General features: G+C 76.4%; 1 protein-coding gene. It reads left to right on the top strand.

Annotated elements, in window-relative coordinates:
- The first annotated feature begins 18 nt into the window (after positions 1-18).
- The gene (locus IG05_RS49785; RefSeq protein ID WP_107051513.1) at positions 19-11,376 is read left to right on the top strand and encodes a type I polyketide synthase; all 11,358 of its coding nucleotides are present in this window, start codon (positions 19-21) and stop codon (positions 11,374-11,376) included.

Here is an 11,376-nt window from a genome sequence, read left to right on the forward strand (position 1 = left end):
CAGCCGGTCAGCGAGATCGTGGACGAGGCGGGGACGGAGGCGGTCGTCACCGGCTCCCTGCGCCGCGAAGAGGGCGGCCTGCGGCGGCTGTTGACGTCGGTTGCCGAACTGTTCGTCAAGGGCGTGCCGGTCGACTGGACCGGAGTGCTGCCCGAGGGCACCGCCGGTGTTCACCTGGACCTGCCGACGTACGCCTTCGACCGCCGTCACTACTGGCTGGAGCCCGCCCCCGCGGCGGACGCCGCCGCCCTCGGACAGGCGCGGGCCGATCACCCCCTGCTCGGTGCGGTCGTCGGCCGGCCCGACTCCGGGGGGTTCATGACGACCTCGCGGTGGTCCCTGCGGTCGCAGCCGTGGCTGGCCGAGCATCTCGTCGGGGACGACGCGGTGCTGGTACCCAACGCGGCTCTGGTGGAAGTGGCGGTACGGCTCGGTGACGAGGCCGGCGTGCCGGTCGTGGCGGAGCTGACCGTCGACCGGCCGGTGGTGCTGCCGGTGCGCGGCGGCCGGAGTGTGCAGACCGTGGTCGGTGCGGCCGACGGCGCCGGACGGCGTACGGTCGAGGTGTACTCGCGAGCGGACGACTCCGCGCTGGACGCCGACTGGACGCGGCACGCGTACGGCACGCTCGCGCCCTCGCCGGGGGCCGGGGACGACCGGCCGGCCGGGGGGCCCGGCATCGAGGTGGACCTCGGCGAGGCCGCCGGGGACGCCGACCGGTACGGCGTACACCCCACCCTGCTCGACGCGGCCGTGCGGACGGCGCTGCCCGCCGGCACCTTGGCCGTCACCTGGCGCGGGGTCGGTCTGCACGCGTCCGGCGCGAGCGCCGTCACCGTGCGCTCGGCGGGAGCCGAGGGAGAGGGCACCCGGCTCCTCCTGACCGACCCGGCGGGGCGGCCCGTGCTCTCCGTGGACGCGGTGCTGTCCGCACCGTTCGACCCGGTGCGGGCCGGACTCGCCGAGGCGCTCACCCATGACGCGCTGTTCCGGGTCGACTGGACGGAACTGCCGCTGCCGGCGGGTGACGGTACGCCGTCCGTCGTCACCGTGCGGACCGCGCGGGACGTCACCGCCGGCGCGGCGGACGCGGACGCACTGCTGTACGTCCTCGACCCCGCGGACCCCGTGGTGACCGAGCCGCGTACCGCGCTGGCCGCCGCGCTCGCCGTCCTCCAGGCGTGGCTGGCCGAACCCGCCCTGGAGGGCACGCGGTTGGTGGTGGCGGCCGGCGCGGACGGCACGGACCTCGCCACGGCCGCCGTACGGGGGCTGCTGCGGTCCGCGCAGTCCGAGCATCCCGGCCGGATCGTGCTCGTCGAGTACGCGGACCCGGGTGAGGGGCAGGACGCCGAAGCGGTGGTCCGGGCCGCGCTGCCCGGCCTGCTCGCCTGCGGCGAACCGGTGGTGCGGGTCGGGGCCGCGGGCGCCCGGGTGCCGCGGCTGACCCGGGCCGGGGTACCGGCGGGGGAGAGCGGTGACGGACGGCCGGGCCGGGCGCTCGATCCGGACGGGACCGTGCTGATCACCGGCGGCACCGGCACGCTCGGCGCACTGACCGCCCGGCACCTGGTCACCGGCCACGGTGTGCGCCGGCTGCTCCTGGTCAGCCGGCGGGGCCCCGCGGCGGACGGCGCGGCCCCGCTGACCGAGGAACTGACCGCGCTGGGCGCCACCGTCACGGTCGTCGCCTGCGACACCTCCGACCGCGACCAGCTGACGGCCGTCCTGGACGCCGTACCCGGCGCGCATCCGCTGACCGCCGTCCTGCACACCGCCGGTGTCCTGGACGACGGCGTGGTCACCGCGCTCACCCCGGACCGCGTCGACGCCGTCCTGCGGCCCAAGCTGGACGCGGCCCTGCTGCTGGACGAGCTGACCCGGGACCACGACCTCGCCGCGTTCGTCCTGTTCTCCTCCGCCGCGAACGTCTTCGGCAACCCGGGCCAGGCCAACTACGCCGCCGCCAACGCCGCCCTGGACGCGCTGGCCCTGCGGCGCCGCGCCCAGGGACTGCCCGGAACCTCGCTGGCCTGGGGCTACTGGGAGCGGGCCAGCGGGATGACCCGGCACCTGGGCGCCGCCGACCTGCACCGCAACCGGCGGCTCGGCATGGCCGCGCTGTCGGAGGCCGAGGGCCTCGCCCTGCTGGACCTCGCCCTGCGCCCCGGCAGCGGACTGCCCGCCGCCCTGGTGGCCGCCAGACTGGACCTGCCCGCGCTGCGCGCGGCGGCCCGCACCGCGCCCGTGGCACCGCTGCTGCGGGGCCTGGCGCCCGCGCCGCGCTCGCCGGCCCGCGCCGCCGGCACCGCCGGCCAGGGCAGCCTGCGCGACCGCGTGACCGCCATGGACCCGGCGGCCCAGGCGGCGCTGCTGCTGGACCTGGTCCGGCGCAACGCGGCCGACGTCCTCGGCCACGGCACGGCCGACGCCGTCCGCGCCGACCGGGCCTTCAAGGACGCCGGGTTCGACTCGCTGACCGCGGTGGAGCTGCGCAACCGGCTGGCGACCGCCACCGGTCTCACGCTGTCCTCGGCCGTCGTCTTCGACTACCCGAAGCCGGCCGCGCTCGCCGAGCACCTGCGGGCCCGGCTCGTCGGTGACACCGCCCCCACGTCCCCCACGTCCGCCGCGCCCGCCCCGGGCCCCGCCGCGGCCGACGAGCCGATCGCCATCGTCGCGATGGCCTGCCGTTTCCCCGCCGGGGTGCACAGCCCCGAGGACCTGTGGCGGGTCGTGGCCGACGGGGTCGACGCCGTCACCGACTTCCCCGGCGACCGCGGCTGGGACATCGACCGGCTCTACGACACCGATCCCGACAAGGCCGGCACGACCTATGTGCGGCACGGCGCGTTCCTCGACGACGCACCCGGTTTCGACGCGGCCTTCTTCGGCATCTCCCCGAACGAGGCCCTCGCCATGGACCCGCAGCAGCGGCTGCTGCTGGAGACGTCCTGGGAGGCGTTCGAACGCGCCGCGATCGACCCGACCGGTCTGGGCGGCCGGGACATCGGGGTCTTCGTCGGCGTCAACAGCCACGACTACACCGTACGGATGCACCACGCGGCCGACGCCGAGGGCTTCCGCCTCACCGGCGGCTCCGGCAGCGTCGTCTCGGGCCGCGTCGCCTACCACTTCGGCTTCGAGGGCCCGGCCGTCACCATCGACACCGCCTGCTCCTCCTCCCTGGTCGCCCTGCACCTGGCCGCGCAGGCGCTGCGCAACGGGGAGTGCTCCATGGCGCTCGCCGGCGGGGTGATGGTGATGGGCAACGTGGAGACGTTCGTCGAGTTCTCCCGGCAGCGCGGACTGGCCCCCGACGGCCGGTGCAAGGCGTTCGCGGACGGCGCGGACGGCACCGGCTGGTCCGAGGGCGTGGGCGTGCTGCTGGTCGAACGGCTCTCGGAGGCCGAACGGCAGGGACACCAGGTGCTCGCCGTGATCCGGGGCAGCGCGGTCAACCAGGACGGCGCCTCCAACGGGCTCACCGCCCCGAACGGGCCCTCGCAGCAGCGCGTCATCCGCAGGGCCCTCGCCAACGCCGGCCTGGCACCGGCGGACGTCGACGCGGTCGAGGCGCACGGCACGGGCACCGTCCTCGGCGACCCCATCGAGGCGCAGGCCCTGCTCGCCACCTACGGCCAGGACCGCGAAGAGCCGTTGTGGATCGGCTCGGTGAAGTCCAACCTCGGGCACACCCAGGCGGCGGCCGGCGTCGCCGGTGTCATCAAGATGGTCATGGCGATGCGGCACGGCCTGCTGCCCCGCACCCTGCACGTCGACCGGCCCTCCACCCACGTCGACTGGTCGGCGGGCGCGGTCGAGGTGCTCACCGAGGCACGCGACTGGCCCGGGACCGGCCGCCCGCGCCGGGCCGGCGTCTCCGCCTTCGGCATCGGCGGCACCAACGCCCACCTGGTCCTGGAGCAGGCCCCCGAGGCCGCACGGACGGACGGCACCGAGCCGGCCCCCGCCGACGACGGCACCCTCCTGCTCTTCCCCCTCTCCGCCCGCACCGCCGCCGGACTGCGCGGACAGGCCGCCCGGCTCGCGGACTGGGTGGGTACCCACGCCGGCACCCCGCTGGGCGCCACCGCGTACGCGCTCGGTACCGCCCGCGCCCACCTCGACCACCGCGCCGTCGTCCTGGCCGCCGGCCGGGAACCGCTCACCGAGGCCCTGCGCGCGCTCGCCGGGGGAACCGCCGGACCGGACACCGTCACCGGCGGCCCCGCCGACGGCAAGCTCGCCTTCCTCTTCACCGGGCAGGGCAGCCAGTGGGCCGGCATGGGCCGTGAACTCGCCGCCGCCCACCCGGTGTTCCGCGACGCGTTCGACGCTGCCTGCGCCGCCGTGGAGCGGCACCTGGACGGCCTCGAACACCCCCTGAGGGACGTGGTGTTCGCCGAGCCCGGCACCGCACCGGCCGCCCTGCTCGACCAGACCCTCTACACCCAGGCCGCGCTGTTCGCCCTGGAGACCGCGCTGTTCCGGCTGTTCGTCTCCTGGGGCGTACGGCCCGGCCTGCTGGCCGGCCACTCGGTCGGCGAGATCGCCGCCGCGCACGCCGCCGGCATCCTGGACCTCGCGGACGCCGGTGAACTGGTGGCCGCCCGCGGCCGGCTGATGCAGGCCCTGCCCGAGGGCGGCGCGATGACCGCCGTGGAGGCGGCCGAGGACGAGGTGGCGCCGCTGCTCGCCGGGGCCCCGGGCGTCGTCGGGATCGCCGCGGTCAACGGCCCGCGGGCGCTGGTCCTGTCGGGCGCCGGGGACGCCGTCGCCGCCGTCGCCGGGCGCCTCGCCCGGGACGGCCACCGGACCCGCCGGCTGTCCGTCAGCCACGCCTTCCACTCCGCGTTGATGGAGCCGATGCTCGACGAGCTGCGCGCCGTCGCCGCCCGGCTCCGCTACCGGCCGGGCACCATCCCGGTCGTCTCCACGCTCACCGGCGAGCTCGCCGGCGAGGGGCTGCTCGCCACCCCCGAGTACTGGGCCGACCAGGCCCGGCACGCCGTGCGGTTCGCCGACGCCGTCACCACCCTGCGCGACCAGGGCGCCGTCACCCACCTCGAACTCGGCCCCGGCGGCGTCCTGAGCACCATGGCCCTCGGCACGCTCGGCCCGGACACCCGCGGCTGCGTCACCACCCTGCGCCGGGACACCGCCGAGGACACCGCCGTGCGCACCGCGCTCGCCGAACTGCACGTGCGGGGCGTCCCGGTCGACTGGACCGCCGTCCTCGGCCGGCCCGGCCCGGCCGTCGGCCCCGAACTGCCCACCTACGCCTTCCAGCACCAGCGGTACTGGGTGGACGGCGGCACCGCCACCGACGCCGAGGCGCTCGGCGCCCGGTCCGCGGGCCACCCGCTGCTGGGCGGTGTCGTGGAGGTCCCCGGCGAGCACGGCGGCACCGGCGTCGTCCTCACCGGCCGGCTGTCCGGTCGCGGCCCCGGCCTGCTCCCCGGCACCGAGGGGACCCTCCCGGCCGGTGTCCTGCTGGAGCTGCTGGTCCGGGCCGGCGACGAGGCCGGCGGCGGCACCGTGGAGCGGATCACCGTCGACGCGCCCCTCGCCGTCCCCGCGCACGGCGACCTCCAGCTCCGCGTCTTCGTCGACGCGCCCGGCCCCGAGGGGACACGCGCCGTCACCGTGCACAGCCGGCCGGCCGGGCAGGAAGGCGAACCGTGGCTGCGGCACGCCCGGGCCGCCCTGGTCCCCGGCGTCCCGCTCCACGCCGTCGACCTGCGCACCTGGCCGGACGAGCCCGCCGAAGCCGGTGCCCCGGACGGGGTGCGCGGACTGTGGCGGCAGGACGGCGGCGGGATCCTCGCCGACCTCGCCCTGCCCGCCGAACTCGACGAGCAGGCGCAGGAGTTCACCGTGCACCCGGTGCTGCTCGACGCCGCGCTGCGGATCGCGGCCGACGCCTCGGACGGCGTCGCGCTGACCGAGTGCGCCACCCTCGCGGTGTACGCGGTGGGCGCCACCGAGCTGCGGGTCCGCGTCACCCCGGCCGCCGACGGCCGCCGCCTGGTCGAGCTGGCCGACCCCGAGGGCCGGCCCGTGGCCCTGCTCGGCCCGGTCGCGTTCACCGCCGGCGAGGACTCCGTCCCCGAAGCCGCCCCGCTCGCGACCACCCCCGCTTCCGCCCCCCTCGCGACCACCCCCGCCCGGCGCGTCATCCGCCGGGAACCGGCCGCCGACGGCAACGAACTGGCGGCCCGGCTGACCGGCCTCGCCGACGCCGAACAGCGCCGGATCCTGCTGGACCTGGTCCGGGAGAGCGCCGCGGCCGTCCTCGGCCACCGGGACACCGACGGCTTCGACGAGACCCAGCCGTTCAAGAACCTCGGCTTCGACTCGCTCACCGCCGTCAAACTCCGCAACCGGCTCCACGACTTCACCGGCGTCAGCCTGCCCAGCAGCCTGGTCTTCGACCACCCCACCCCGGCACTCCTCGCCGACCACCTGCGCGGCGAACTCCTCGGCACCCGCCCCGCGACGCCCGCCCTGGTCCGGCGCGGCACGGCGGACCCCGACGAGCCGATCGCCATCATCGCCATGAGCAGCAGGCTGCCCGGCGGCGTCAACAGTCCCGAGGACCTGTGGCAGCTCGTGATGGACCGGCGCGACGCCATCTCCGGGTTCCCCACCGACCGCGACTGGGACATCGACCGGCTCTACCACCCCGACCCGGCCCACCCCGGCACCAGCTACACCCGGGCGGGCGGCTTCCTGCACGACGCCGCCCGGTTCGACGCCCAGCTGTTCGGCATCTCGCCGCGCGAGGCCCTCGCCATGGACCCGCAGCAGCGGCTGCTGCTGGAGACCTCCTGGGAGGCCATGGAACGGGCCGGCATCGACCCGATGTCCACCCGCGGCCAGGACGTCGGCGTGTTCACCGGCATCGTCCACCACGACTACGTGACCCGGCTGCGCCAGGTCCCCGAGGACGTGCAGGGCTACACCATGACCGGTACGGCCGCCAGCGTGGCCTCGGGCCGGGTGTCGTACGTCTTCGGCTTCGAGGGTCCGGCCGTGACCGTGGACACCGCCTGCTCCTCCTCCCTGGTCGCCATGCACCTCGCGGCCCAGGCACTGCGGGGCGGCGAGTGCTCCCTCGCGCTGGCCGGCGGCGCCACCGTCATGGCCACCCCGGACGCCTTCCTGGAGTTCTCCCGGCAGCGCGGCCTGTCCGCCGACGGCCGCTGCAAGGCGTACTCCTCCACCGCCGACGGCACCGGCTGGGCCGAGGGCGTGGGTGTGGTCCTGCTGGAGCGGCTGTCCGAGGCGCGGCGCAACGGCCACCGGGTGCTGGCGGTGCTGCGCGGCAGCGCGGTCAACCAGGACGGCGCCTCCAACGGCCTGACCGCCCCCAACGGCCCCTCGCAGCAGCGGGTGATCCTGAGCGCGCTGGCCTCCGCCGGGCTGCGGCCCGCCGACGTGGACGCGGTCGAGGGCCACGGCACCGGCACCGTCCTCGGCGACCCGATCGAGATCCAGGCCCTGCTGGCCACCTACGGCCAGGACCGCGAGGAGCCGCTGTGGCTGGGCTCGGTGAAGTCGAACATCGGACACACCCAGGCCGCCGCCGGAGTCGCCGGGGTGATCAAGATGGTGGAGGCGATGCGGCACGGCGTCCTGCCGCCCACCCTGAACGTCGCCGAGCCCACCCCGCAGGCGGACTGGTCCGCGGGCGCGGTCGAACTGCTCACCGAGGCCCGCGAGTGGACCCGGGCCGGCCGGCCCCGCCGGGCCGCCGTCTCCTCGTTCGGCGCCAGCGGCACCAACGCGCACGTCATCCTGGAGGAGGCGCCCGACACCGCACCGGTGGCCCGGCCGACGGTTCCCGCCGGTGTCGTACCGCTGGTGGTGTCGGCCCGTACCACGGCCGCCCTCGCCGCGCAGGCCGGGCGCCTGGCCGCGTTCGCCGGCGCCACGGACGCCGCGCCGGCCGAGGTCGCGGGCGCGCTCGTCGCCCGGCGGGCGCTGCTGTCCGAGCGGGCCGTGGTCGTCGCCGGTTCCCGCGAGGAGGCGCAGGCCGGGCTGGGCGCGCTGGCCCGGGGCGAGAGCAGCCCGCTGCTGGTGACCGGAACCGTCGCCGGCTCCGGCGGCCCCGGCAAGACCGTGCTCGTCTTCCCCGGCCAGGGCTCGCAGTGGCCCGGCATGGGCCGGGAGCTGCTGGAGACCTCCCCGGTGTTCGCCGAGCGGATCGCGGAGTGCGACCGCGCCCTGCGGCCCTACGTGGACTGGGACTTGAGGGCCGTCCTGCGCGGTGACGCCGATCTGCTGGACCGGGTGGACGTCGTGCAGCCGGCGAGCTTCGCCGTGAACGTCGCCCTGGCCGCCGTATGGGCGTCGGTGGGTGTTGTTCCGGATGCGGTGGTCGGGCATTCGCAGGGTGAGATCGCGGCCGCGTGTGTGGCCGGTGCGCTGTCGTTGGAGGACGCGGCGCGGATCGTGGCCGTGCGCAGCCAGGTGATCGCCGGGGAGCTGGCCGGGCGGGGCGGTATGGCCTCCGTGGCACTCTCCGAGGCGGAGGCGGCGGAGCGGATCACCGGCTGGGGCGGCCGGGTCGAGGTGGCCGCCGTCAACGGGCCGTCCTCCGTGGTGGTCGCCGGTGATGCGGAGGCGCTGGACGAGGCGCTGGCCGCGCTGGAGGCCGACGGGGTACGGGTACGCCGGGTCGCGGTGGACTACGCCTCCCACACCCGTCATGTCGAGGCGATCGAGCAGGCGTTGGGGAAGGCGTTCGCCGACGTCCGCGGCCGGGCTCCGCTGGTGCCGTTCTTCTCCACGGTCACCGGCGACTGGGTGAGCGAGGCCGGCGTCCTCGACGGCGCCTACTGGTACCGCAACCTGCGCAGCCAGGTCCGCTTCGGACCGGCCGTCGCCGCCCTGCTCGCCGCGGGCCACACGGTGTTCGTCGAGTCCAGCGCCCACCCCGTCCTCCTCCAGCCGGTGAACGAGATCTTCGACCAGGCCGCTGACGACAGCGTCCGGCTCCGTGCCGTCGCCGCCGGTTCGCTGCGGCGCGAGGAGGGCGGACCGCGGCGGCTGCTCGCCTCCATGGCCGAACTGTTCGTCCGGGGCGTGGCCGTCGACTGGACGGGCGTCCTGCCCGCCGAGGCACAGCACGCCCCGGTGGACCTGCCGACGTACGCCTTCGACCGCCGGCACTACTGGCTGCGGGAGGCACAGACCGGCACGGACGCCGAGCCCGCCGCCGAGGGCGCCGACACCGACTTCTGGACCGCCGTCGAACAGGCCGACGCCGACTCCCTGGCCCACCTCCTCGACCTGGCCGCGGCCGAACAGCGCGAGGCGCTGCGCACCGTCGTCCCCGTGCTGGCCGACTGGCGGGGCCGGCGGCGCGAGCGGTCGGCGGCCGGGAAACTGCGCTACCACGTCACCTGGCGCCCCCTCGACCAGGAGGGCACCGGCGTCCCCGGCGGCACCTGGCTGGCCGTCGTACCGGCCGAGCGTCCGGCGGACTCGCCGCCGGCCGCGCTGCTGCGCGAACTCACCGCACAGGGGCTCGACCTGATCCTGCTGGAGGTCGCGGCGGCCGACGCCGGCCGCGCCCGGCTCGCCGAACGCCTGTCGGCCGTCCTCGCCGAACACGACGTGACCGGGGTGCTCTCCCTGCTCGCACTCGACCAGGCCGGCCCGGACGGCCCGCAGGACCCCGTCCCGCTGACCGCGGCCACCCTCGCGCTGGTACAGGCCCTGGGCGACGCCGGGGCCGCGCAGCCGCTGTGGTGCCTGACCCGCGGCGCCGTCAGCGCCGGCATCCAGGACACCGTCACCGCACCGGCCCAGGCCGCCGTCTGGGGCATCGGCCGGGCCGCCGCCCTGGAGCGCGGCGACCGCTGGGGCGGCCTGATCGACCTGCCCGCCACCCTCGACAGCCGCGCCGTCCGCCACCTGCTCGGCGCGCTCGGACAACCCGGTGACGACGACCAGCTGGCCGTGCGCCGGTCCGGTGTGCACACCCGCAGGCTGCTGCGCAAGGCCGCCCCCGACCCGGCCGACGGCACCGGCTGGCAGCCCGCCGGCACCGTCCTGGTGACCGGCGGCGCCGAGGGCCTCGGCCGGCACGCCTCCCTGTGGCTCGCCCGGTCCGGCGCCCGCCGGCTCCTGGTCACCACCACGGCCGGCGCACCCGGGGACGCCCTCGCCTCCCTCACCGCCGACGTGACCGCGCTCGGCACCGGCACCACCGTCGAGTCGTGCGCCGACACCGACCGGACCGCGATCGAGAAACTCCTCGCCGACACCCCGGCGGACGCACCGCTGACCGCCGTCGTGCACACCGCCGACATCGCCCTGGCCAGCTCCGTGGACGACACCGGCGTACCCGAACTCACCGAGGTGTTCACCGCCAAGGTCGACACCGCCCGCTGGCTCGCCGAACGGTTCGCCGGCACCCCCCTCGACGCGTTCGTGGTGTTCTCCTCCATCGCCGGCATCTGGGGCGGCGGCGGGCAGGGCCTGTCCGGCGCGGCCAACGCCGTCCTCGACGCCCTCGTGGAGTGGCGCCGCGGCCACGGACACGCGGCGACCGCGATCGCCTGGGGCGCCCTGGACGAGATCGGCGTCGGCATGGACGAGGACACCCTCACCCAGCTGCGCCGGCGCGGTGTGCTGCCGATGGCGCCGCCGATCGCCCTCACCGCCTTCGAACAGGCCGTCCAGGCCCGGGAGAAGGCCGTCACGGTGGTCGACATGGACTGGGACGCCTTCATCCCGGCGTTCACCTCGGTGCGGCCCAGCCCGCTCTTCGCCGACCTGCCCGAAGCGCAGGCCGCGCTGCGGGCCACCCAGCCGGACACCCAGAACGGCGACACCACCGCCGGCCTCGTGGACTCCCTGCGCGACGTCCCCGAGGCCGAGCAGAACCGCATCCTGCTCCGGCTGGTGTGCGGCCACGCTGCCACGGTCCTCGGCCACAGCGGCGCCGAGAGCATCGGGGCACTCCAGGCCTTCCAGGAGGTCGGCTTCGACTCGCTCGCCGCCGTCAACCTGCGCAACAGCCTGCACGTGGCGACCGGCCTGCGGCTGCCCGCCACCCTCATCTTCGACTACCCCACGCCGGACGCCCTCGTCGGCTACCTGCGCTCCGAGCTCCTGCGGGACGCCGACGACGGGCTCGACGGGCGGGAGGACGACCTCAGGCGAGCCCTCGCCACCGTCCCCCTCGCCCGGTTCAGGGACGCCGGCGTCCTGGACACCCTGCTCGGCCTCGTGGACACCGAGGACGCCCCGGCGTCCGGGGCGCCCGGCGCGGCGGCCCCGGCCGAGAACGACGAGACCCTGATCGACGCCATGGACGTTGCCGATCTCGTGCAGCGTGCTCTGGGCAGGACGAGCTGA

The organism is Streptomyces sp. NRRL S-1022, assembly GCF_000720135.1.
In the GTDB taxonomy this organism is placed as follows: domain Bacteria; phylum Actinomycetota; class Actinomycetes; order Streptomycetales; family Streptomycetaceae; genus Streptomyces.